The following is a 23,940-nucleotide window of genomic DNA, read 5'->3' as shown; positions in this document are numbered from 1 at the left end:
GGGAGAAATGACCACATTAGAGACCAACGCCGCGCCTGCAGAGGCGAGCGGCGAGGGCGTCCGCACGCCTGAAAAAGCAGTTCGTTGGGCCATTCCGCTGTCCCTGCTGGCCTGCGTGCTGCTGGCTTTTTTCGACAAAATCAGTATCGCCGCGCTGTTTTCCGATAGTCACTTCCAGCAGGCGATGGGCATCGATTTCGACACCACCCGGCTGGGCATTCTGATGAGCGCCTTTTTGCTGAGTTACGGCTTCTCGTCAGTGTTATTAAGCGGCCTTGGCGACCGGATTGCGCCGCTGCGTCTGCTGACTGGAATGATGGTGGTGTGGTGCATCCTGATGGTGATCATGGGTTTCACCCACAACTACGCGCTGATGGTGATGCTACGCGTCCTGTTGGGCATCGCCGAAGGGCCGCTGTTCCCGCTGGCGTTTGCCGTGGTGCGCCACACCTTCCCGCAGCGGCTACAGGCCCGCGCCACCATGCTGTGGCTGCTCGGCACGCCGGTTGGCGCAGCGTTGGGATTCCCGCTGTCAATTTGGCTACTTAATACTTTCGGCTGGCAGAGCACATTTTTCGTGATGGCGATGCTGACGGTACCGGTGCTGATTTTTGTGCGCATCGGGCTGCGCGGCGTGCAACTGGAGGCGAGAGCGAGCAGCGATAAAACCTCGCAGGAAGCGCGCCGCAGCGCGCGTCGCGAGCTCTATGTGAGTCCGCATTTTTGGATGATCTGCATCTTCAACATCGCCTTTCTCGCCTATCTGTGGGGGATCAACGGCTGGCTGCCGGGCTACCTGATTAAAGGTAAAGGCATTCATCTGGAACACGCCGGCTGGCTGTCGTCGATGCCGTTTATCGCCATGTTGCTAGGCGAAATTATCGGCGCCTGGCTGTCCGACCGCGTCGATAGGCGCGCCGCCGCCTGCTTTATTTCCCTGGCAGGCGCGGGTATTGGCCTGGCGGCAGTGATGCATTTCACCACGCCGCTGCCGGTAATCGCGGCGATGAGCTTTAGCACCTTTATGTGGGGCACTGGCGCGCCGAACATTTTCGCCCTACTGGCTAAAGCGACCCATCCACGGGTCAGCGCCACGGCGGGGGGGATTTTCAACGGGCTGGGAAACTTTGCCGGGGCGCTATCGCCGGCGGTGATGGGCGCGCTTATCGCCTTCACCCATAGCATGGATTCCGGGCTGATTTTTCTGGCAGTGATGGCGGCGGTGGGCTGCGCCCTGTTACTGCCGCTGCTGAGACGTTACTGAGGATAAAACGATGACTGATTCAACCGTAACTGCAAAACAGAGTTTGAAACCTGACCATTTGACGATGGAAGAGTGGGTGGAGTCGCGTATCGCGCGCTTCGAAGGCCGTAAATACGACTGGAATGCGCTGAAATTCCAGGCCGATTTCGACCCCAAATATCGCCGCGCGCAGATGCGCTACATCGGTACCGGCGCCACCGGCGTCGCCAGCGATACCAACACCGTTCCGGCGGAGCACTTCACCTTTTCCACCATGGTGTTGCCGTCCAAATGTGAAGGCCCGCTGCATCTGCATGATGACGTAGAAGAGGTGTTCTTCATGCTCAAAGGGCAGATCACCCTGATGATTCAGGATGGCGACAACTATACCGAAACGGTACTGCGCGAACGCGATCTGATCTCGGTGCCGCCCGGAATCTATCGCGGTTTGTTTAACCACGGCGAAGAGGAGGCGCTGATGTGCGTGATGCTGGGCACGCCGAAACCGCATGTTCCGACTTATCCGGAAGATCATCCGTTGTCAAAAGTGAAGCGTAACTAAGGAGCGATGATGACGGGTTTTCGTGAACAAGGATGCGGGGTACCGCTGACGCTGCTGCACGGCATCAGTTCCGGCGCAGCCTCCTGGCATAAACAGATGGCGCTGCCCGGCTACCGCGTCCTGGCCTGGGATATGCCCGGTTATGGCGAAAGCCCGATGCTTGCGGCGGCGCCGGCGGATGCTGGCGATTACGCTGACGCGCTGGCGCTGATGCTGGACCGTGCCGGGGTAGAACAAACCGTACTGGTCGGCCATTCGCTGGGCGCGTTGGTGGCGGCTGCCTTCGCCGCGAAATATCCGCAGCGGGTGCTTTATCTGGTGCTGGCCGACGTCGCGCAGGGCTACGGTCAGGCGGAGGTCGCACAGCGGGAAAACGTCTGGCTAGGGCGTCAGCAGCAGATAGCGCAAGGCGGCGAGGCGATGGCCCAGGGGCGAGCGGCAAAACTTCTGCGCCCTGGCGCGCGCGAAGCTGATGTGGCGACGGTGGCGGCGGGGATGCGCAGGCTACGCCGCGACGGTTATCTCGCCGCGGCCTGGATGCTGGCTCATGACGACATTCACCGTTGGCTCGCCGACTATCGCGGTCGTCTCTCCGTGTGGTGTGGCGAGCAGGATGCCATTACCCAACCGGAGTTAGTGCAGGGAGTGGCGCTGCGTTACGGCGCTCCTTACATCGCTATCCCGCAGGCTGGGCATGCCAGCTATCTCGATAACGAAATCTTTTTTAATCAACAGCTTTTACGCATAGGGGAAGAGGTGCGCGATGAATGCACAAATTGAAGGACGCGTCGCGGTCGTCACCGGCGGTTCGTCAGGAATCGGCTTTGAAACGCTGCGCCTGTTGCTGGGCGAAGGGGCGAAGGTCGCCTTTTGCGGCCGCAACCCGGATCGTCTGGCCAGCGCCTATGCAGCACTGCAAAACGAATATCCAGAAGGCGAGGTGTTCTCCTGGCGCTGTGACGTACTGAACGAAGCGGAAGTTGAGGCGTTCGCCGCCGCGGTCGCCGCGCGTTTCGGCGGCGTCGATATGCTGATTAATAACGCCGGCCAGGGCTATGTCGCCCACTTCGCCGATACGCCACGCGAGGCCTGGCTGCACGAAGCCGAACTGAAACTGTTCGGCGTGATTAACCCGGTAAAGGCCTTTCAGTCGCTGCTTGAGGCGTCGGATATCGCCTCGATTACCTGTGTGAACTCGCTGCTGGCGTTACAGCCGGAAGAGCACATGATCGCCACCTCTGCCGCCCGCGCCGCGCTGCTCAATATGACGCTGACTCTTTCGAAAGAGCTGGTGGATAAAGGCATTCGAGTGAATTCCATTCTGCTGGGGATGGTGGAGTCCGGGCAGTGGCAGCGCCGTTTTGAGAGCCGAAGCGATAAGAGCCAGAGTTGGCAGCAGTGGACCGCCGATATCGCCCGTAAGCGGGGGATCCCGATGGCGCGTCTCGGTAAGCCGCAGGAGCCAGCGCAAGCGCTGCTATTCCTCGCTTCGCCGCTGGCCTCCTTTACCACCGGCGCGGCGCTGGACGTTTCCGGCGGTTTCTGTCGCCATCTGTAAGGAAAGATGATGAAAAAGGTCATGTTAATTGGCTATGGCGCGATGGCCCAGGCGGTGATTGAACGCCTGCCGCCGCAGGTGAGGGTGGAGTGGATCGTGGCGCGCGAATCGCATCACGCAGCGATCTGCCTGCAGTTTGGTCAAACGGTGACGCCGCTTACCGATCCGCTGCAATGCGGTGGGACGCCGGATCTGGTGCTGGAATGCGCCAGTCAGCAGGCGGTCGCGCAGTACGGCGAAGCGGTGCTGGCGCGCGGCTGGCATCTGGCGGTGATCTCGACCGGTGCGTTGGCGGACAGCGAACTGGAACAGCGTTTACGCCAGGCGGGTGGCAAGCTGACGCTGCTGGCTGGCGCGGTGGCCGGAATAGATGGCCTGGCGGCGGCGAAAGAGGGGGGGCTTGAACGAGTGACCTATCGGTCGCGTAAAAGCCCGGCCAGTTGGCGCGGTAGCTATGCTGAACAGCTTATCGACCTCAGCGCGGTCAATGAAGCGCAGATTTTCTTTGAGGGCAGCGCCCGCGAGGCGGCCCGGTTATTCCCTGCGAATGCCAACGTGGCGGCAACCATCGCGCTGGGCGGTATCGGCCTTGACGCGACCCGGGTACAGCTGATGGTCGATCCGGCTACGCAACGCAACACCCATACGCTACACGCCGAAGGATTGTTCGGCGAGTTTCACCTGGAGCTGAGCGGCCTGCCGCTCGCCAGCAATCCGAAAACATCGACCCTCGCGGCACTGAGCGCGGTACGCGCCTGCCGTGAACTGGCATAACGCAGAGAGGCTGAGATGGACGAATTAGACATTTTTATCGGCGGCCAGTGGCGTCGCGGCGGCGGCAATTTGATGCACAGCCAGTTTCCGGCGGATGGCGCTATTAACGCGGCGCTGCATGCGGCAAGCCTCGATGATCTGCAGGAGGCGATCGACTGTGCCGACCGCGCCTGGCGGGAGCCAACGTGGCGGGCGATGCTGCCGCATCAGCGGGCGAAGATCCTGCATAAGGTCGCGGAACTGATAGAGGTGCAACTTGATGAGTTAAGCCAAAAGCAGAGCCGCGATAACGGTAAGCCGCTGGCGGAGGCGCGGGGACTGGTGATGAGCGCGGCGGGGACGGCGCGCTATTTTGCCGCCGCCTGTGAACTGCTGGAGGGCGAGCTGCCGACGCCGCGGCAGGCGGATCTATTGACCCTGAGCCGCTATGAGCCGCTGGGCGTGGTGGCGGCGATCACCCCGTGGAACTCGCCGATCGCCAGCGAAATGCAGAAGGTGGCCCCGGCGATCGCCGCCGGAAATGCGGTGATCCTCAAACCGGCGGAAGCCACGCCGCTGATGGCGCTGGAGCTGGCGAAGATCTTTGAGCAGGCCGGTTTACCCGCCGGACTGCTGAGCGTGCTGCCGGGTAAAGGATCGATTATCGGCGATGCGCTGGCCCGCCATCCTAAGGTGCGCAAAATTTCCTTTACCGGCGGCACCACCACCGGACGTCACCTGGCGCATGTGGCGGCGGAAAAACTGATCCCGGCGTCGCTGGAGCTGGGCGGCAAATCACCGACCATCGTGCTGGAAGATGCCGATATCGAACAGGCGGCGCGGGGCATCTGCTACGGCATTTTCAGCTCCGGCGGCCAGGCCTGTATTGCCGGCTCGCGGCTGTTTGTTCATGACAAAGTGTACCCGCAATTAATGGCCCGCCTGCTGGAGTTAACCCAAGGGCTGCGGGTTGGTCACCCGTTCAACGCTGGCACCCACGTCGGGCCGCTGATCAACGATAAACACCGCCAGAGCGTGCAGGAGTACGTCGAGCTGGCGAAACGCGAAGGCGGCAGGGTGCTATGCGGCGGCGAGATCCCGGCGGATCCGGCACTGGCGGCAGGCAGCTATTTCCTGCCGACCATCATTGAAGGGCTGAACAATCAGGCCCGCGTTTGCCAGGAAGAGATCTTCGGGCCGGTACTGGTGGCGATGCGTTTTCGCGATGAAGCGGCGTTAATCCGTGAGGCCAATGATTCGGTCTTTGGGCTGGCGGCGGGGATCTGGACGCGCGATACCGGCCGCGCGCTGCGTCTGAGCGAGCAGCTGGAAGCCGGTACGGTGTGGATCAACACCTACAAAGTTTTCTCCATTTCGACCCCGTTTGGGGGCTTTAAAGAGAGCGGTCTGGGCCGCGAAAAAGGGATCCAGGGGCTGAAGGCCTGGATGCAGCAAAAGAGCATTTATCTGGCGACGGGTAATAGCGTCAACCACTGGTGCGACTGAGAAAGGGTGAGCAATGAGCGAAATGATAACCGTCGGCGATGCCATCGCCAGAACGCTGGAGCAGTATCACGTTGAAGCCATTTATGGCGTCATTTCTATCCATAACCTGCCGATCGCCGATGCCGTCGGCCAGCGGGAAAAAATCCGCTTTGTTCCGGCGCGAGGTGAAGCGGGCTCGGTGACCATGGCTGACGCCCACGGCCGTTTTTCAGGGCTCGGCGTGGCGCTGACCAGTACCGGCGCGGGGGCGGGTAATGCGGTCGGCGCGCTGGTTGAGGCGATGAACGCCGGTACGCCGCTGCTGCACCTGACCGGACAGGTCGAAAAAGCCTGGCTGGACGCCGACACCGGTTTTATTCACGAAACCCGCGATCAGTTGACCTTTCTGAAAGCCAGTTCGAAGCGCGCTTACCGCATTAGCAACGCCAACCAGGCGGTGGCTATCCTGCATAAGGCGATTCAGGAGGCGCAGACGCCGCCGTGCGGCCCGGTCTCGGTGGAGATCCCAATCGACATTCAGAGCGCCAAAATACCGCTTTCACTGCTGACCGCGCCGCTGAAACGCGCTCCGGCGGTTGAGCCGGAACCGGCGATGGTCGATGCGCTGTGGGCGCAGCTTAAGCAGGCGAAGCGGCCCTTGCTGTGGCTTGGCGGCGGCGCGTTAGAGAGCGGCGAGGCGGCGAAGACGCTGGCGGATGCCGGGGTGACGGTGATCTCCAGCACCCACGGCCGCGGCATTCTGGCAGACAGCCATCGCGCCAGCCTGCGCGCGTTTCATAATTCTCCCTCGGTTGAAGCGCTGATTTCACAATGTGATTTCACACTTGTGGCCGGTTCCCGGCTGCGCAGCAACGAAACGCGCTCATGGACGCTGGCGCTGCCCACGCCGAGGGTGCAGATTGATATCGACCCGGCGGCGGCCAGCCGTAACTACCTGATGGACAACACGCTGGTGGCGGACTGCCGCGCTTTATTAGACGCGCTGGCGAAGCGGGTACAGGGCCGGATGTGGGGCGATGCGCATTGGGATAGCCAACTTAAAGAGGCGGTAGAGGCGGCGGAGCAGGGGCTGCGCGACCAGTGCGGCGCTTACGCTAAATTGAATGACGCGATTGCGCAGGCGCTGCCCGATGACGGCATTCTGGTGCGCGATATTACCGTTTCCGGCAGCCTGTGGGGCAGCCGTCTGTTCCGCGCTCACGGTCCGCTGATGAATATCCATTCTCTGGCCGGAGCCATCGGTATGGGGCTGCCGATGGCGGTGGGCACCGCGATTGCCAATCCGCAACGGAAAGTGGTCGGCCTGGTCGGCGACGGCGGCCTGAGCCTCAACCTTGGCGAAGTGGCGACCCTGGCGCAGGAGAAGGCCAACGTGACGCTGTTGATTATGAACGATGGCGGCTACGGCGTGATGCGCGGTATTCAGGATAAGTACTTTGGCGGTCGCCAGTATTACAACGAGCTGCACACGCCAGACTTTACCCTGCTGGCGCAGGCGATGGGTCTGCAGGCGTGGAGCGTGGATCGGGCTGAGGATTTTCAGGCGGTGATGACCGAGGCGCTGGCGATGCCGGGGCCATCGGTGGTGGAAGTGAAGATGGGCCAGATTGGCGCGCTGCGCTTTGCCGGCCCGCCGCAGAAGACGCTGTATTAATGATAACCCAGTGACCCCAACCCTCTCCCTTCCGGGGAGAGGGTACCGTACGGCACAGGGGGTTAATCAAGGCGCCGGACGGTTGCTCCTGCGCGCCGGGAGAGGGCCGACCCGCAGGAGAGGGTTCATGACGTGCCTAAAACACGTTAAACGGATATTCGACGTAGAACCGCACTTCATTGCCGCTGACGTTATAGTCGCTGGCGTTGCTGGAAACCCGCAGTACCGAATACCGGAGTCTGAATTTCAAATCTTTCGCCGCCCCGTTTTGCACCTGGTATTGAACCTGATTGAACCATTCGTGTTCTTTGCCGTTGCTGGTCTCTGACGTTTTAATGTTATCCCCGCGCACGTAGGCGGTGGTCCAGGTCAGCCCCGGTAGCCCCAGCCCGGCAAAATCCAGTCCGTACGATGCCTGCCAGGAACGTTCATCTTCCCCGTTAAAATCAGACCAGTAGGAGTTGGCCAGCCAGATGGTGTTCCCGCCATCGCCGACGCCGCCCTGGTTCTGGTAGCCGCCATAGTGGTAGCCGGTGCTGCCGCTGCTTTGCTGGTAAGCGACTTTAAAGGTGTGAATATCCCAGATATAGCTGGCGGCCAGACTCCAGATGTTGTTACTGCGTCCGGTGTCATTGGCATCGGCATATTCTTGATCCAGACGTGAGTGATAGCCGTTGAAATCGAGAATCAGCTGCTGGCTGGCGGCGAACGGCTGCTTAAAGTTGAGGCCAAGATACTGTTTGTTCAGCACATCTTCGACATGCGACGCGTACAGCGCGCCGCTGAGCTGGTCGTTGAACCGGTAGCTTGCCCCGCCGAAGGTGAGGCTTTTCAGACCGCTGTTGTGGCTGTCGTCACTTTTACGCTGCTGATCGGTCAGGTAGCCGGCGTTAATGTCCAGACCGTCGATTTCGCGTGAGGTCAGCATGGTGCCGGTATAGCTCTCGTAGAGCAGGCGCGAGTCGTCGGCGTAGACGATGGGCAGCATTGGGCGCTGGCTGCCGTAGCTGAGCACGGTATTCGAAAAGCGCATTTTGCCGGTGGCGCCGAATTTCGCGAGGTCGGATTTTGCCCGGCCGTCGTCATCCTGGGCGAAAAAGTCGATGCCGCCCGCGCCGCTACGGCCGCGGCCGCCGTCGAGACGCACGGCGTACTGGGCGATGCCGTCCACGCCGAAGCCGACCGGCCCCTGGGTAAAGCCGGATGCGAAGGTGGCGATAATTCCCTGGCCCCATTCGGCTTTATCCGGCAGCCCATCGCGATAATCGCGTTTGATATAAGCGTTACGTAAAAAGAGATCCAGATGACTGTCGTCAATAAAGCCCTGGCTGGTCGATTGTTGGCTGGCGAAAGCCGGTGCGGCGGCAATAATGCCAAGTGCGATGAATGGTAATTCTTTTTTCACTGAGGGCACTTCTCTGTCTGTCGATATATTCAAGGGAATCACTGCAATCGCGATATTCTCCTGAAATAATGTCGAAAGCAATCATTGTGTGAGCAATGGTATCGGCAGGAAACAAGCGGTGTGGCGCGCGCTGGCTGCGTTTGGCGAAGAGGGGTGGACTATTTAATATTTGGTCGAACCCGGTTCTGAAAGGCGGATTGCGTACGCCGTTTTTCATTTGCCAAATAATATATTGCTGAGTAACAGCATATAAAATAATTGGCTGCGACGAGGTGCAATCATAATTAACGGTTTGTGCGCTTAAATTATCAATTGATGCGGCTAAATATTTTTACTGGTAGATAAAAAAGGGAGGCAGACATGCCTCCCGCTGGCGGTTATTTAATCCCGTCGGCCTTCATGCGATCGCGAATATGCTGCGCGCGGGCTTCCGATGCCGGGTGATCGTCAAACATGGAGCTCTGACGGCCGGCTTCCAGCTTGGCCAGTTTTTCGAAGCTGGTGGCCAGTCCCGACGGATTGATGCCGCGCTTACGCAGCAGATCGTAAGAGTAGTCGTCCGCTTCCGATTCCTGGCGCTGGGAGAACTGCGAGTTCACCAGTTTTTCACCCAGATCGCCGAGCTGCGACTGGGACAGGCTGCCGACGATGCCGCCGGCGGAGGCCGCCGCCGCGCGCACGGCGTTGGTGCCCAGGGCAACCTGCATCCCTTTCTTCACGTGGCCCAGCGCGACGTGGCCCATTTCGTGGCCGATCACCGCCTCGACTTCATTATCGTTCATCAGATCCATCAGCCCGCTGTAGACGCGGATGCAGCCGTTGGCCATGGCGAAGGCGTTGACATCCTTGGTCTCATAGACCTTGTAGTTCACGGGCTGACCATTGATGTTATCGCCCAGCGCAGCCGCGATTTTGTTCAGCCGCTGGCTGTATTCACTGCTGGCCGGGGCGATTTTCGCTTTGGCGTCCATCTCTTTACAGGCCTGGTCGCTTAAGGTTTTCACCTGCGCGTCGCTGAGGGAGTATGCCTGGAAGGCTTCGGCCCCTGAGCTGAGCAGACCGTTGGAGTCCATGTTCTGACATCCGGTGAGGGTTGCTGCGATCCCAAGAGCAAGTACGGTTGAGCGAATTTTCATTTTTTTATCTTCCACAATCTTATGGTTGTTTATCCGACAATACGGCGACGGCAGGGAACCGTATTCTGCGTAAATTATAAAGAGTATCGCAGGATACGGGCGAGCGGATTCCGGCGTAGCACAACCTGTTCCAGAGATTTCTTAAAGGGCAAAAGGATGCTCCATGTACATGACTTGTCGCTTGGGTTACATTGTTCACACTTTTTTCCGGCGTAGCCCAAAACGCGCTCTCGTCAAGTCGTTAAGGGCATGGCCTTCAACAGTCCGAACTGGAGTCAAAATGTCCTCACGTAAAGAGCTTGCTAACGCTATTCGTGCGCTGAGCATGGACGCTGTACAGAAAGCCAAATCCGGCCACCCGGGTGCCCCGATGGGTATGGCTGACATTGCCGAAGTGCTGTGGCGTGATTTCCTGAACCATAACCCGAACAATCCGGCCTGGGCTGACCGTGACCGTTTTGTACTGTCCAATGGCCATGGTTCGATGCTGATTTACAGCCTGCTGCACCTCACTGGCTACGATCTGCCGATTGAAGAGCTGAAAAACTTCCGCCAGCTGCACTCTAAAACGCCGGGCCACCCGGAAGTCGGCTACACCGCGGGCGTGGAAACCACTACCGGTCCGCTGGGCCAGGGTATCGCTAACGCGGTCGGGATGGCTATCGCCGAGAAAACTCTGGCGGCGCAGTTCAACCGTCCGGGGCACGACATCGTCGACCACTACACCTACGCTTTCATGGGCGATGGCTGCATGATGGAAGGCATTTCTCACGAAGTGTGCTCCCTGGCTGGTACCCTGAAGCTGGGCAAACTGGTGGCCTTCTATGATGACAACGGCATCTCCATCGACGGCCACGTTGAAGGCTGGTTCACCGACGATACCGCCAAACGCTTTGAAGCCTACGGCTGGCACGTGGTGCGCGGCGTTGACGGTCACGACGCTGACGCCATCAAACGCGCGGTAGAAGAAGCACGCGCGGTTACCGACAAACCGTCCCTGCTGATGTGCAAAACCATCATCGGTTTCGGTTCGCCGAACAAAGCCGGTACCCACGACTCCCACGGCGCGCCGCTGGGCGACGCCGAAATCGCCCTGACCCGCGAAGCGCTGGGCTGGAAACACGCGCCGTTTGACATCCCGTCTGACATCTATGCGCAGTGGGATGCCAAAGAAGCTGGCCAGGCGAAAGAAGCGGCCTGGAATGAGAAGTTCGCTGCCTACGCCAAAGCTTTCCCGCAGGAAGCCGCCGAATTCACCCGTCGTATGAAAGGCGAGATGCCGTCTGACTTCGACGCGAAAGCCAACGAGTTCATCGCGAAGCTGCAGGCCAACCCGGCGAAAATCGCCAGCCGTAAAGCCTCTCAGAACGCCATCGAAGCGTTCGGTCCGCTGCTGCCGGAATTCCTCGGCGGCTCCGCTGACCTGGCGCCGTCCAACCTGACCCTGTGGTCTGGTTCTAAGCCGATCAACGAAGATACTGCCGGTAACTACATTCACTACGGCGTGCGTGAGTTCGGTATGACCGCTATCGCCAACGGTATCGCGCTGCACGGCGGTTTCCTGCCGTACACCTCCACCTTCCTGATGTTCGTGGAATATGCGCGTAACGCGGTACGTATGGCGGCGCTGATGAAGCAGCGTCAGGTGATGGTCTACACCCATGACTCCATCGGTCTGGGCGAAGATGGCCCGACTCACCAGCCGGTAGAGCAGGTGGCTTCCCTGCGTGTGACCCCGAACATGTCCACCTGGCGTCCGTGTGACCAGGTGGAATCCGCGATTGCGTGGAAATATGGCGTTGAGCGTCAGGACGGCCCGACCGCGCTGATCCTGTCCCGTCAGAACCTGGCGCAGCAGGAGCGTACCGCAGAGCAGCTGGCGAACGTGGCCCGCGGCGGTTACGTGCTGAAAGATTGCGCCGGCCAGCCGGAGCTGATCTTCATCGCCACCGGTTCTGAAGTTGAGCTGGCGGTTGCCGCGTGGGACAAACTGACCGCCGAAGGCGTGAAGGCGCGCGTGGTCTCCATGCCGTCCACCGACGCGTTCGACAAGCAGGATGCGGCTTATCGTGAATCCGTACTGCCGAAAGCCGTGACCGCGCGCGTTGCCGTGGAAGCGGGTATCGCTGACTACTGGTTCAAATATGTTGGCCTGAACGGCGCTATCGTTGGCATGACCACCTTCGGTGAGTCTGCGCCGGCTGAGCAGCTGTTCGAAGAGTTCGGCTTCACCGTCGACAATGTGGTCGCTAAAGCGAAAGCGCTGCTGTAATCGCTGGTACGGTGCGGGCTAATGCCTTCACCCCAACCCTCTCCCACAGGAGAGGGGGCAAGCACCAAAAACGGTAACCCCTGGGTTACCGTTTTTGCTTTTACCTCGTCACCCGGCTTTTTTGTATCTGCTATTCCTGAACCATGTAATACGGTTGTAAATTATTCCAGCAAAAATGTGATGTGAGTCATATAGCTGGTTTATTGCGCTGGACAAACATTCCTTTTATTCCTCGTTTGGCTTATTCTAGCTGAAGCGTTTCAGTCGTTTAAATGTTCGACAATTAATCAATCAGTCGCAGTTTGCAGCTGGTAAGGTTTCCCTCAGAGCGTAGCTGGATTACTCTGTCAGCCACCTCATCACAGGGACAGCCTTGCAGGAGATCTATGACCATTCGCATCGCGATTAATGGCTTCGGTCGTATTGGACGCAATGTGGTACGTGCTCTATATGAATCCGGGCGCCGTGCGGAAATCACCGTGGTGGCAATCAATGAGCTGGCGGATGCTGCGGGCATCGCGCATTTGTTGAAATATGACACCAGCCATGGCCGTTTCGCCTGGGATGTTCGTCAGGAGCGCGAGCAGCTGTTTGTTGGCGATGATGCCATCCGTCTGCTGCACGAGCCGACCATTGCGGCGCTGCCCTGGCGCGAGCTGGCGGTAGACGTGGTGCTCGACTGCACCGGCGTTTACGGAAGCCGTGAGCACGGTGAGGCGCACCTGCAGGCTGGGGCGAAGAAAGTGCTCTTCTCCCATCCCGGCGGCAACGACCTCGACGTGACGGTGGTGTACGGCGTCAATCAGGATGAACTCCGCGCCGAGCACCGTATTGTCTCCAACGCCTCCTGCACCACCAACTGCATTATTCCGATCATTAAACTGTTAGATGATGCCTATGGCATCGAGTCCGGCACCGTCACCACCATTCACTCGGCGATGCATGACCAGCAGGTGATTGACGCCTATCATCCGGATCTCCGGCGTACCCGCGCGGCCAGCCAGTCGATCATTCCGGTGGATACCAAACTGGCGGCAGGGATAACCCGTATTTTCCCGCAGTTTAACGACCGTTTTGAAGCGATTGCCGTGCGGGTGCCGACGATAAACGTGACGGCAATTGACCTGAGCGTGACGGTTAAAAAACCGGTAAAAGCATGTGAAGTCAACCAGTTGCTGCAAAAAGCAGCACAAGGTGCATTTCATGGTATAGTTGACTATACGGAATTACCGTTGGTCTCGACAGATTTTAACCACGATCCGCACAGTGCTATTGTTGATGGCACGCAAACCCGGGTCAGTGGCGCGCATCTGATCAAAACGCTGGTCTGGTGCGATAACGAATGGGGCTTTGCTAACCGAATGCTCGACACGACGTTAGCGATGGCGGCTATTGGTTTCAGGTTCGACGCGTAAACGTCGACAAAACTTTATGAATCAACGAGAGGATTCACCATGTCTGTAATTAAGATGACCGATCTGGATCTGGCTGGTAAACGCGTTTTTATCCGTGCGGATCTGAACGTACCAGTTAAAGACGGGAAAGTAACCAGCGACGCGCGTATCCGTGCATCTCTGCCGACCATCGAACTGGCGCTGAAGCAGGGCGCGAAAGTGATGGTAACCTCCCACCTGGGTCGTCCGACCGAAGGCGAGTACAACGAAGAATTCTCTCTGCTGCCGGTTGTTAATTACCTGAAAGACAAACTGTCCAGCCCGGTACGTCTGGTTAAAGACTACCTGGACGGCGTTGAAGTGGCTGCCGGCGAGCTGGTGGTGCTGGAAAACGTTCGCTTTAACAAAGGCGAGAAAAAAGACGACGAAGCGCTGTCTAAAAAATACGCCGCGCTGTGCGACGTGTTCGTGATGGACGCCTTCGGTACCGCGCACCGCGCGCAGGCTTCCACCCACGGTATCGGCAAATTTGCTGACGTGGCGTGCGCAGGCCCGCTGCTGGCTGCTGAACTGGACGCGCTGGGTAAAGCGCTGAAAGAGCCGGCTCGTCCGATGGTCGCTATCGTCGGTGGTTCTAAAGTATCCACTAAGCTGACCGTGCTGGATTCCCTGTCTAAAATCGCTGACCAGCTGATCGTCGGCGGCGGTATCGCTAACACCTTCGTTGCCGCCCAGGGCCACAACGTCGGCAAATCCCTGTACGAAGCGGACCTGGTTGATGAAGCCAAGCGCCTGCTGAGCACCTGCGATATCCCGGTTCCGACTGACGTTCGCGTCGCGACCGAGTTCTCCGAAACCGCAACGGCGACTCTGAAATCTGTTAACGACATCAAAGATGATGAGCAGATTCTGGACCTTGGCGACGTTTCCGCACAGAAACTGGCTGAAATTCTGAAGAACGCCAAAACCATTCTGTGGAACGGCCCGGTTGGCGTATTCGAATTCCCGAACTTCCGTAAAGGGACTGAAATCGTGGCTAACGCTATCGCGGACAGCGAAGGTTTCTCCATCGCCGGCGGCGGTGACACTCTGGCAGCGATCGACCTGTTCGGCATCGCTGACAAAATTTCCTACATCTCCACTGGCGGCGGCGCGTTCCTTGAATTCGTCGAAGGCAAAGTCCTGCCGGCAGTAGCGATGCTCGAAGAGCGCGCTAAGCAGTAATTCAGTTCAGGCGGGGAAACCCGCCTGTTTTTCAGCGCGCTTAAGGGCTCGCGAACCTTCTTCAACGGTCGAAGATACAGATACAGGACTAAGTAACATGTCTAAAATTTTTGATTTCGTAAAACCGGGCGTCATCACTGGCGACGACGTTCAGAAAGTGTTCCAGGTAGCGAAAGAAAACAACTTTGCACTGCCGGCGGTAAACTGCGTAGGGACTGACTCCATCAACGCCGTTCTGGAAGCTGCTGCGAAAGTACGCTCTCCGGTTATCGTTCAGTTCTCTAACGGCGGCGCAGCGTTCATCGCAGGTAAAGGCGTGAAAACTGACGTTCCTCAGGGTGCTGCTATCCTCGGCGCTATCTCTGGCGCGCACCACGTGCACCAGATGGCTGAGCACTACGGCGTGCCGGTTATCCTGCACACTGACCACTGCGCGAAGAAACTGCTGCCGTGGATCGACGGCCTGCTGGACGCGGGTGAAAAACACTTCGCCGCTACCGGCAAACCGCTGTTCTCTTCTCACATGATCGACCTGTCTGAAGAGTCCCTGCACGAAAACATCGAAATCTGCTCTAAATACCTGGCGCGCATGGCCAAAATGGACATGACCCTGGAAATCGAACTGGGTTGCACCGGTGGCGAAGAAGACGGCGTGGACAACAGCCACATGGACGCTTCCGCCCTGTACACCCAGCCGGAAGACGTGGATTACGCTTACACCGAGCTGAGCAAAATCAGCCCGCGCTTCACCATCGCCGCTTCCTTCGGTAACGTACACGGCGTGTACAAACCGGGTAACGTCGTTCTGACCCCGACTATCCTGCGCGATTCTCAGGAATATGTTTCCAAGAAACACAACCTGCCGCACAACAGCCTGAACTTCGTCTTCCACGGCGGTTCCGGTTCTTCCGCTCAGGAAATCAAAGACTCCGTCAGCTACGGCGTAGTGAAAATGAACATCGATACCGACACCCAGTGGGCAACCTGGGACGGTATCCTGCAGTACTACAAAGCGAACGAAGCTTACCTGCAGGGCCAGCTGGGCAACCCGAAAGGCGAAGACCAGCCGAACAAGAAATACTACGACCCGCGCGTATGGCTGCGTGCTGCACAGACTTCCATGGTGACTCGTCTGGAGCAGGCATTTAAAGAGCTGAACGCGATCGACGTTCTGTAAGAAAAATCTGTTTCTTACCCCGAAGCCCGCAGCAATGCGGGCTTTTTTATTATCTTAACAACAGGATAGCTCAGCAGAAAACTGTGATCCATTTGGCAAAACGTGCACTTATTGTTTACCCTATAACCTGACTGCCCTGTCGCAGGCTGAGTTATTTACTTCCCCCTGGGGGATTCATAAGGAATGTTAAATGGAAGATTTGAACGTTGTCGATAGCATCAACCACGCCGGGACGTGGCTGGCACGCAACCAGGAGCTGCTGCTGAGCTATGCCGTCAACATCGTCGCGGCTATCGCTATCCTGATCGTCGGGATGATCGTGGCGCGCGTCGTCTCTAATACCGTCAACCGCCTGATGCTGGCGCGTAAAATTGACGCCACCGTTGCCGATTTCCTCTCCGCGCTGGTGCGCTATGCGGTTATCGCCTTTACGCTGATTGCCGCCCTGGGACGCGTGGGCGTGCAGACCGCCTCGGTCATTGCGGTGCTGGGCGCCGCGGGTTTAGCCGTCGGTCTGGCGCTGCAGGGATCACTGTCTAACCTCGCGGCTGGCGTACTGCTGGTGATGTTCCGCCCTTTCCGCGCCGGCGAGTATGTCGACCTTGGTGGTGTAGCGGGTACGGTGCTTAACGTACAGATTTTCTCCACTACCCTGCGTACCGCCGACGGTAAAGTGGTGGTGGTGCCGAACGGCAAAATCATCGCCGGCAACATCATTAACTTCTCCCGTGAACCGGCGCGCCGCAATGAGTTTATTATCGGCGTCTCTTACGATGCCGATATCGACAAGGTGAAGCAGCTCCTGACCTCGATTATCGAATCTGACGATCGTATTCTGCGCGATCGGGAAATGACGGTTCGCCTGAACGAACTCGGCGCCTCGTCGGTGAACTTCGTGGTGCGCGTCTGGAGCAAAAGCAGCGATCTGCAAAACGTCTACTGGGATATCCTCGAGCGCATCAAGCGTGAATTTGACGCCAACGGCATCAGCTTCCCTTATCCGCAGATGGATGTTCATGTGGTGCGTCTGCCGGAAAAAGCCGAGTAAACCGCCACTCAGTGACTCAGGCCGGCGATGCCGGCCTTTTTTAATGGCTCATTATTAGCTTTGCTTATTAATGATTAATACTTTCAATTTCCGCTAATAATTTATTCGCGTTATAGTCAGCGCCACTCTCGAACACAGCGGAAAAATCCTCATGTTTACCTATTACTTTCAGGGTCTTGCCCTGGGAGCGGCAATGATTTTGCCGCTTGGCCCCCAAAATGCTTTCGTGATGAACCAGGGGATCCGTCGTCAGTATCACCTGATGATTGCCTTGCTGTGCGCCGTCAGCGACTTGCTGCTGATCTGCGCCGGCATTTTTGGCGGCAGCGCGCTGCTGATGCAGTCCCCCTGGCTACTGGCGCTCGTGACCTGGGGCGGCGTGGCCTTTTTACTGTGGTACGGCTTTGGCGCATTGAAAACAGCGTTCAGCCAGAATCTTGAGCTCGCCAGCGCCGAGGTGATGCAGCAGGGGCGCTGGAAAATCATTATCACTATGCTGGCGGTCACCTGGCTGAATCCGCACGTTTATCTGGATACCTTTGTGGTGTTGGGCAGCCTGGGAGGCCAGCTGGCGATGGAGCCGAAGCGCTGGTTTGCGCTGGGAACCATTAGCGCCTCTTTCCTGTGGTTCTTTGGTCTGGCACTGTTGGCCGCCTGGCTGGCGCCGCGGCTGCGTACCGCCAGAGCCCAGCGGATCATCAACATTGTGGTCGGCGCCGTCATGTGGTTTATTGCGTTTCAGCTGGCAAAAGAGGGCGTCGGCCATATCCAGGCGTTGCTCAACTAAGCGTTGTCCGATGGACTTTCCCGCTGTACGCGCTAAGCTTGCTGGCATGCGTCCCGTAAGGGCGATTTAAGTAACATGGAGAAACGACAGTGAAGTTAAAAGTCTTAGCCCTGGCGGCAACACTCGGATTTAGCACGATGGCGGCACAGGCCAGCGAATTGCCGGACGGTCCGCATATTGTGACTTCAGGCACAGCAAGCGTTGCTGCGGTTCCGGATATCGCCACCCTGGCGATCGAAGTGAACGTGGCGGCAAAAGATGCCGCATCGGCAAAAAAACAGGCTGACGATCGCGTTGCGCAATACCTCTCTTTCCTCGAAAAGAGCGGCATTGCGAAAAAAGACATCAACTCGGCGAATCTGCGCACCCAACCTGATTACGACTATCAGAACGGGAAAAGCATTCTCAAAGGCTATCGCGCGGTGCGCACTGTCGAAGTGACCTTGCGCCAGCTGGATAAACTCAACGGTCTGCTGGACGGCGCCCTGAAAGCCGGTCTGAACGAAATTCGCTCCGTCTCGCTGGGCGTTGCGCAACCGGACGCCTACAAAGATAAAGCGCGTAAAGCGGCGATCGACGACGCCGTGCATCAGGCGCAGGAGCTGGCCGCAGGTTTCCACAGCAAGCTGGGTCCGGTGTACAGCGTGCGCTACCACGTCTCTAATTATCAGCCGAGCCCGATGGTTCGCATGATGAAGGCCGCTGACGCTGCGCCGGTTTCCGCCCAGGAAACCTACGAGCAGGCCACCATCCAGTTTGACGACCAGGTCGACGTCGTGTTTGAACTGCAGCCGGCGCAGGCCGCGGCCCCGGCCACGCCGGCGAAACCGGCTGAAGCGCCGAAACCGGCCCAGTAAGCGATAGAAACAAAAAAGCCACTTCAGCGAAGTGGCTTTTTTTATGCCCGCGGCTTAATCCTGACGCAGCACCTTGTGGCCGTAGTCGATGAGCGCATCGGTCACCCGGCGCATCATGCGGCTTTCCGGGGCAAAGCGGTGCCAGTAAAGCATACGGCGCTGAAACAGGCCGGGAGTGAGGTCGATAAGCTCGCCGCTGTTGAGCTCTTTTTCGATCTGCAGATGGGGGATCATGCAGCAGGTGGTGCCCTGGCGCGCCAGCTGGACGAAGGCTTCCGACGAGTTGACGATATGGCAGGGGACGCTACCCGGCGGCAGGTCGAAGTTTTGCTGCAGAAATGCCTGATGCATATCATCCAGATGATCGAAAGCGACGACCGGCGCTTTCAGCAGCGCCGAGCGCGTTACGCCGTTGGGGAAATAGCGTTGCGCAAACTCTTTTGAGGCGACAAACAGGTAATCGAGCGCGCCGAGCTGATCCACCAGGCAGCTTGGCAGCGCCTGCGGCTGGATACTTACCGCGCCGACCACTTCGCCACGGCGCAGGCGTTCCTGGGTGCGGGTTTCATCTTCCACCTGCAGGTTGAGACGAATAGGGGAGTCCGACAGCACATTAGCCAGCGCCGGCAGCAGCCAGGTCGCCAGACTGTCGGCGTTCACCGCCAGCGACAGCAGCAGCGGCGTGGAGCCAGTCTGCTCGTCCCCCAGCCACTCTTCCTCCAGCAGTTCAACCTGGCGCAACAGTGCCAGCAATTTTTGCCCTTGCTCGGTTGGGCGCGGCGGCACGGTACGTACCAGCAGCGGCTGGCCGAACATATTTTCCAGTTGCTTAATACGCTGTGAGACGGCGGACTGGGTAATACATAGCTTCTGCGCGGCGCGCTCAAATCCTCGTTCTCTAATCACCGCGTCCAGCGCTTGTAGTGTCCTGTAGTCCGGTCGTTTCATTATTCTGGCGTGCCCCCATAACTAATCGTTATCTCGCACTATGACATAAATTTTTATTTGATACAGACGAAATTGGTCTGCTCTGTTGTGTGATCTGCATCGCAGGGACATTTCCACTGTCGATGTTCTATAATGCGCCACAGGCATTCACATCTCGGACCATAATTATGACGCAGGATGAACTGAAAAAAGCGGTAGGTTGGGCGGCGCTGCAATACGTACAGCCAGGGACCATTGTGGGCGTAGGCACCGGCTCGACGGCGGCCCATTTTATTGACGCGCTGGGCACCATGAAGGGGCAAATCGAAGGGGCGGTTTCCAGCTCCGATGCCTCCACCGAGAAGCTGAAAAGCCTCGGGATCACCGTCTTCGATCTCAACAGCGTCGATCGCCTGGGGATCTACGTTGACGGCGCGGATGAGATCAACGGCCACATGCAGATGATCAAAGGCGGCGGCGCGGCGCTGACCCGTGAGAAGATCATCGCCTCGGTAGCGGATAAATTTATCTGCATCGCCGATGCCTCCAAGCAGGTCGATATTCTGGGTAAATTCCCGCTGCCGGTTGAGGTCATTCCGATGGCGCGCAGCGCCGTGGCGCGCCAGCTGGTCAAGTTGGGCGGCCGTCCGGAATACCGTCAGGGCGTGGTGACCGATAACGGCAACGTGATCCTTGACGTGCACGGCCTGGAAATTCTCGATGCTATCGCGCTGGAAAACGCGATTAACGGCATTCCTGGCGTCGTGACCGTGGGGCTGTTCGCCAACCGCGGCGCCGACGTGGCGCTGATCGGCACCGCTGACGGTGTGAAAACCATCGTAAAATAGTCTGTCCGCAGGGAGCCAACCGGCTCCCTCGCAAATATTTTTTCACCTGGCGCAATTTAGTGACTTCTGTCACATTTGTGCAACCATTCTGATTAACGCGCTACCGTTCATTATCTTTCTGGTGTTTTGTCCTGCCATTTCCTTCTGAATGACATTTCTTCAGGACAGCGACGCAAACGTTCATATTGCCGCGATAGTTTTTTTTGATATGTTGCTGAGACGAACTTTCGTTCAGCACGACATCAGTTAAGACAAAACAGGACGGGGAAATGGCTAAGGTATCACTGGAAAAAGACAAGATTAAATTTCTGCTGGTTGAAGGTGTGCATCAAAAGGCAATCGATAGCCTTCGCGCGGCAGGTTACACCAACATTGAATTTCATAAAGGCGCGCTGGATTCCGAACAGCTGAAAGCGTCGATCCGTGATGCCCATTTCATCGGCCTGCGTTCCCGTACCCACCTGACTGAAGAGATTTTCGCCGCGGCGGAAAAACTGGTTGCCGTCGGCTGCTTCTGCATCGGTACCAACCAGGTCGATCTGGACGCCGCCGCGAAACGCGGTATTCCGGTGTTTAACGCGCCATTCTCCAATACCCGTTCGGTGGCCGAGCTGGTGATCGGTGAGCTGCTGCTGCTGCTGCGCGGCGTGCCGGAAGCCAACGCCAAGGCGCATCGCGGCGTATGGAATAAGCTGGCGGTGGGGAGCTTTGAAGCGCGCGGCAAGAAACTGGGGATTATCGGTTACGGCCACATCGGCACCCAGCTCGGCATTCTGGCGGAATCGCTGGGGATGCATGTCTTCTTCTATGATATTGAAAACAAACTGCCGCTGGGCAACGCCACTCAGGTACAGCATCTCTCCGACCTGCTGAACATGAGTGATGTGGTCAGCCTGCACGTGCCGGAAAACGCCTCCACCAAAAATATGATGGGCGCGGAAGAGCTGGCGCTGATGAAGCCGGGCGCGCTGCTGATCAACGCTTCCCGCGGTACCGTGGTGGATATTCCGGCGCTATGCGATGCGCTGGCGAGTAAGCATCTGGCCGGGGCGGCGATCGACGTCTTCCCGACCGAACCCGCGACCAACAGCGACCCCTTCACTTCGCCGCTGTGCGAGTTTGATAACGTGATCCTGACGCCGCATATCGGTGGCTCCACTCAGGAAGCGCAGGAGAACATCGGTCTGGAAGTGGCCGGCAAGCTGGCGAAGTACTCTGACAATGGGTCTACCCTGTCGGCGGTCAACTTCCCGGAAGTTTCTCTGCCGCTGCACGGTGGACGCCGTCTGCTGCACATCCATGAGAACCGGCCGGGCATCCTGACCGCCATCAACCAGATCTTCGCCGCGCAGAGCATCAATATTGCCGCCCAGTATCTGCAAACGTCGCCGCAGATGGGTTACGTGGTTATTGATATCGAAGCGGAAGAAGATGTTGCCCAGCAGGCGCTGCAGGCGATGAAAGCGATCCCGGGGACTATCCGCGCCCGTCTGCTGTTCTAACCATTTTTGCCTCTCGGGCAGGTCGCGTGCCTGCCCGTTTTTTTGTTAACACCTTCCAGGCTGAAATTCTTCTCCTCACGTACCTACCAACACCAGGTTTTGCCCGGGGTGATCACCGCCGGCAGCGGGATATCCCACTCTTCGCTCGGCAGGGCGTCCACCTGCTGGCAGTCGTGCGCGTAGCCCACCGGCTGCAGGCGATACTGTTGCCAGTTTTGCAGCGTCCGGTCGTAAAAACCGCCACCCATCCCCAGCCGTTGTCCGCCGGCATCGAAGGCCACCAGCGGGGTGACCAGCACATCGAGATCAGCGAGCGGCAGCACGTCGCGCACGTCGAGCTTCGGTTCGCGGATCTTCAGGCGATTCACTATCAGTTCGCTCTGCGGATGGTAATGTAAAAACAACAGGTTACCGGGGCTAAACGGATGCAGCACCGGGAGATACACCCGCTTGCCGGCCCGCCAGAGCTGGTCAATCAGCGGTTGGGTGTCCAGCTCGCCGTCAAAGGAGAGAAACAGCGCCACGGTGTGGGCGAGAACCACCGGCGGCCAGGCCATCATTCGCTCTGCGGCCTGCAGGGCAAACTGCCGCTGTTGCTCAGGGCTGAGCGCGCGTCGACGCTCGCGGATCTGCTGGCGAATATGCTGGCGGGAAAGCAGGGTATCGGGCTGTAGGGTCATGCAGGTCTCATGGCGAGCAGGCGAAACAATAGAAAGCAGTGTAATACAGTGCGGCGTCAGCCGAAAACAGGTGTGGGGGAATAATGCGAAGTGAGGAAGGGAATCTCCGAGATGCCGCCGCAGGCTGTAACCCTTGAACCCTTGGTTCAAGGTGAATGTGTCGTCACGGTTTTAAGGCTTCTCGGACGGGCCGAGCATGCTCACCAACCGTGGAGCGCCACATTCTTGTGGTATGAAATATCGGCTCAGGGGACTGGCCCGCTTGCAAACATCTCAGAGAAATTTTGTTCCTGGAGTTACTCTAACACAGTTAACTGCAAAGTGTTATTCAAACTTCGACCCTGGTCTTTCGCTTATGCGACCTTGCTCAAGCAATGCTTGCTCGATGGTCTGCTGAAGCATGCGAATGCGCTGCTCCATGCTGGAAGCGTAGTCGCGGGTCTTCGCTTTTTCCTGAGTCAACTCATAGCTGATGTTCAACGCGGCGATGAAGACCAGCTGCTCAGTATTTGTGACTCTAGTGCGTTCTTTTAAATCTTGCAACCGCTGATTAAGGTCTTCAGCTGCCTGATTCAGGGCATCCCTTTGTTCAGGCGGGCAATTCACTCGCAGTGAACGGCCGAAAATTTGGAGATCTACGGGTTGTGCAGACATGCCACCTTCCTGCTGATTGACTGCGCTGCCTTCACACCCTGACCCGGGTCTGCGAAGGGGCGACACTATAGCTACCCTGGTGCGAAGATACAAGCCCTATTCTGGTTCACCAGGGTCCAAAGTGGTAGCATACCATGAATATTCCTCCCAACGATGACGAATGCGCATGTCTATACAGAACGAAATGCCTGGTTACAACGATGTAGACCAGTTACTGAACCAACAAGGGGTAGGGCTTACCCCGGCCGAGATGCACGGTTTGATCAGCGGATTGCTGTGCGGCGGCAACACGGACAGCAGCTGGCAGCCGCTGGTGCACGACCTGACCAACGAAGGTCTCGCCTTCGGCCATGAGCTGGCCCAGGCGCTGCGTAACATGCATTCCGCCATCAGCGACTCACTGGATGACGACGGCTTCCTCTTTCAACTGTATCTGCCGGAAGGCGATGCGCTGAGCGTCTTTGATCGCGCCGACGCTCTCGCCGGCTGGGTCAACCACTTCCTTCTTGGCCTTGGCGTGAGCCAGCCGAAGCTGGATAAAGTGAAAGACGAAACCGGGGAAGCGATTGACGATCTGCGTAATATTGCCCAGCTGGGCTACGATGAAGACGAAGATCAGGAAGAGCTGGAGATGTCTCTGGAGGAGATTATCGAGTATGTCCGCGTTGCCGCACTGCTGTGCCACGACACCTTTGCGCGTCAGCAGCCAACCGCACCGGAAGTCCGCAAACCGACATTACACTAACTAAAATT

General features: G+C 58.0%; 22 protein-coding genes and 1 other RNA gene. 17 read left to right on the top strand and 6 right to left on the bottom strand.

Features of this window, described 5'->3' with window-relative positions:
* The first annotated feature begins 7 nt into the window (after positions 1-7).
* From CE636_RS11070 to CE636_RS11040, 7 genes are read left to right on the top strand one after another with little or no spacing between them, the layout of a single operon-like run.
* Positions 8-1,264: an MFS transporter gene (locus CE636_RS11070; protein WP_017899774.1), complete on the top strand. Its 1,257-nt coding sequence runs from the start codon at positions 8-10 to the stop codon at positions 1,262-1,264.
* A gap of 10 nt (positions 1,265-1,274) precedes the next feature.
* On the top strand, positions 1,275-1,805 hold the full coding sequence (locus CE636_RS11065; protein ID WP_025999198.1) for a cupin domain-containing protein: 531 nt from the start codon (positions 1,275-1,277) through the stop codon (positions 1,803-1,805).
* Between the two features lie 9 nt (positions 1,806-1,814).
* Positions 1,815-2,585 (top strand): alpha/beta fold hydrolase, encoded by a 771-nt coding sequence (locus CE636_RS11060; RefSeq protein WP_017899776.1) that lies wholly within the window; start codon positions 1,815-1,817, stop codon positions 2,583-2,585.
* Complete coding sequence (locus CE636_RS11055; RefSeq protein WP_017899777.1) at positions 2,569-3,363, top strand: SDR family oxidoreductase; 795 nt, start codon at positions 2,569-2,571, stop codon at positions 3,361-3,363. Before CE636_RS11060 ends, CE636_RS11055 begins: the two co-directional genes overlap by 17 nt.
* Positions 3,364-3,372: 9 nt before the next feature.
* Positions 3,373-4,137, top strand: a complete 765-nt coding sequence (locus CE636_RS11050) for an aspartate dehydrogenase (protein WP_017899778.1) — start codon at positions 3,373-3,375, stop codon at positions 4,135-4,137.
* 15 nt (positions 4,138-4,152) lie between these two features.
* Positions 4,153-5,622 carry an aldehyde dehydrogenase gene (locus CE636_RS11045; protein WP_017899779.1) on the top strand — a complete coding sequence of 490 codons (1,470 nt, stop codon included), beginning with the start codon at positions 4,153-4,155 and terminating at the stop codon, positions 5,620-5,622.
* 13 nt (positions 5,623-5,635) lie between these two features.
* A complete protein-coding gene (locus CE636_RS11040) occupies positions 5,636-7,276 on the top strand; it encodes a thiamine pyrophosphate-binding protein (RefSeq protein ID WP_017899780.1) in 1,641 nt (546 codons plus the stop codon).
* Between the two features lie 136 nt (positions 7,277-7,412).
* Here the strand turns inward: CE636_RS11040 and CE636_RS11035 are convergent, their stop codons facing one another.
* Together CE636_RS11035 and CE636_RS11030 are read right to left on the bottom strand one after the other, a co-directional pair.
* Positions 7,413-8,681 carry an OprD family outer membrane porin gene (locus CE636_RS11035; RefSeq protein WP_004205146.1) on the bottom strand — a complete coding sequence of 423 codons (1,269 nt, stop codon included), beginning with the start codon at positions 8,679-8,681 and terminating at the stop codon, positions 7,413-7,415.
* A gap of 377 nt (positions 8,682-9,058) precedes the next feature.
* Positions 9,059-9,817, bottom strand: a complete 759-nt coding sequence (locus CE636_RS11030; RefSeq protein ID WP_017899781.1) for a M48 family metallopeptidase — start codon at positions 9,815-9,817, stop codon at positions 9,059-9,061.
* A gap of 280 nt (positions 9,818-10,097) precedes the next feature.
* Between CE636_RS11030 and tkt the strand changes: the two genes are divergently transcribed.
* From tkt to CE636_RS10995, 7 genes are all read left to right on the top strand, one after another.
* On the top strand, positions 10,098-12,089 hold the full coding sequence (gene tkt / locus CE636_RS11025; RefSeq protein WP_017899782.1) for a transketolase: 1,992 nt from the start codon (positions 10,098-10,100) through the stop codon (positions 12,087-12,089).
* A 386-nt stretch (positions 12,090-12,475) separates the two neighbouring features.
* Entirely contained in the window at positions 12,476-13,504 is a 1,029-nt protein-coding gene (gene epd / locus CE636_RS11020) for an erythrose-4-phosphate dehydrogenase (protein ID WP_017899783.1), read from the top strand.
* Between the two features lie 39 nt (positions 13,505-13,543).
* Positions 13,544-14,707 carry a phosphoglycerate kinase gene (gene pgk / locus CE636_RS11015; protein ID WP_017899784.1) on the top strand — a complete coding sequence of 388 codons (1,164 nt, stop codon included), beginning with the start codon at positions 13,544-13,546 and terminating at the stop codon, positions 14,705-14,707.
* 97 nt (positions 14,708-14,804) lie between these two features.
* Entirely contained in the window at positions 14,805-15,884 is a 1,080-nt protein-coding gene (gene fbaA / locus CE636_RS11010; protein WP_004205292.1) for a class II fructose-bisphosphate aldolase, read from the top strand.
* Between the two features lie 190 nt (positions 15,885-16,074).
* A complete protein-coding gene (locus tag CE636_RS11005; protein ID WP_017899785.1) occupies positions 16,075-16,932 on the top strand; it encodes a small-conductance mechanosensitive channel MscS in 858 nt (285 codons plus the stop codon).
* A 151-nt stretch (positions 16,933-17,083) separates the two neighbouring features.
* Positions 17,084-17,719, top strand: coding sequence for an arginine exporter ArgO (gene argO / locus CE636_RS11000; protein ID WP_004205294.1), 636 nt, complete (start codon positions 17,084-17,086; stop codon positions 17,717-17,719).
* Between the two features lie 89 nt (positions 17,720-17,808).
* The gene (locus CE636_RS10995; RefSeq protein WP_004205295.1) at positions 17,809-18,576 is read left to right on the top strand and encodes an oxidative stress defense protein; all 768 of its coding nucleotides are present in this window, start codon (positions 17,809-17,811) and stop codon (positions 18,574-18,576) included.
* Positions 18,577-18,630: 54 nt separating this feature from the next.
* Here the strand turns inward: CE636_RS10995 and argP are convergent, their stop codons facing one another.
* A complete protein-coding gene (gene argP, locus CE636_RS10990) occupies positions 18,631-19,524 on the bottom strand; it encodes a DNA-binding transcriptional regulator ArgP (protein ID WP_002916497.1) in 894 nt (297 codons plus the stop codon).
* 167 nt (positions 19,525-19,691) lie between these two features.
* Here argP and rpiA point away from each other — a divergent pair, with 167 nt between their 5' ends.
* Both rpiA and serA read left to right on the top strand, forming a co-directional pair.
* Entirely contained in the window at positions 19,692-20,351 is a 660-nt protein-coding gene (gene rpiA / locus CE636_RS10985; protein ID WP_002916495.1) for a ribose-5-phosphate isomerase RpiA, read from the top strand.
* 269 nt (positions 20,352-20,620) lie between these two features.
* Positions 20,621-21,853, top strand: coding sequence for a phosphoglycerate dehydrogenase (gene serA / locus CE636_RS10980; protein WP_017899786.1), 1,233 nt, complete (start codon positions 20,621-20,623; stop codon positions 21,851-21,853).
* Positions 21,854-21,936: 83 nt separating this feature from the next.
* Here the strand turns inward: serA and CE636_RS10975 are convergent, their stop codons facing one another.
* The 3 genes from CE636_RS10975 to zapA form a co-directional block, all read right to left on the bottom strand.
* Positions 21,937-22,533 carry a 5-formyltetrahydrofolate cyclo-ligase gene (locus CE636_RS10975; RefSeq protein WP_017899787.1) on the bottom strand — a complete coding sequence of 199 codons (597 nt, stop codon included), beginning with the start codon at positions 22,531-22,533 and terminating at the stop codon, positions 21,937-21,939.
* 99 nt (positions 22,534-22,632) lie between these two features.
* Positions 22,633-22,816, bottom strand: a non-coding RNA gene (gene ssrS, locus CE636_RS10970) — 6S RNA.
* Positions 22,817-22,857: 41 nt separating this feature from the next.
* Complete coding sequence (zapA, locus tag CE636_RS10965) at positions 22,858-23,187, bottom strand: cell division protein ZapA (RefSeq protein ID WP_004205298.1); 330 nt, start codon at positions 23,185-23,187, stop codon at positions 22,858-22,860.
* 166 nt (positions 23,188-23,353) lie between these two features.
* Here zapA and CE636_RS10960 point away from each other — a divergent pair, with 166 nt between their 5' ends.
* Positions 23,354-23,932 carry a YecA family protein gene (locus CE636_RS10960; RefSeq protein ID WP_025999199.1) on the top strand — a complete coding sequence of 193 codons (579 nt, stop codon included), beginning with the start codon at positions 23,354-23,356 and terminating at the stop codon, positions 23,930-23,932.
* The last annotated feature ends 8 nt before the right edge of the window (positions 23,933-23,940 follow it).

The organism is Klebsiella sp. LY (genome assembly GCF_004010915.1).
GTDB classification, from domain to species: Bacteria; Pseudomonadota; Gammaproteobacteria; order Enterobacterales; family Enterobacteriaceae; genus Klebsiella; species Klebsiella quasipneumoniae.
This window is presented reverse-complemented; position numbering and strand designations above follow the sequence as displayed.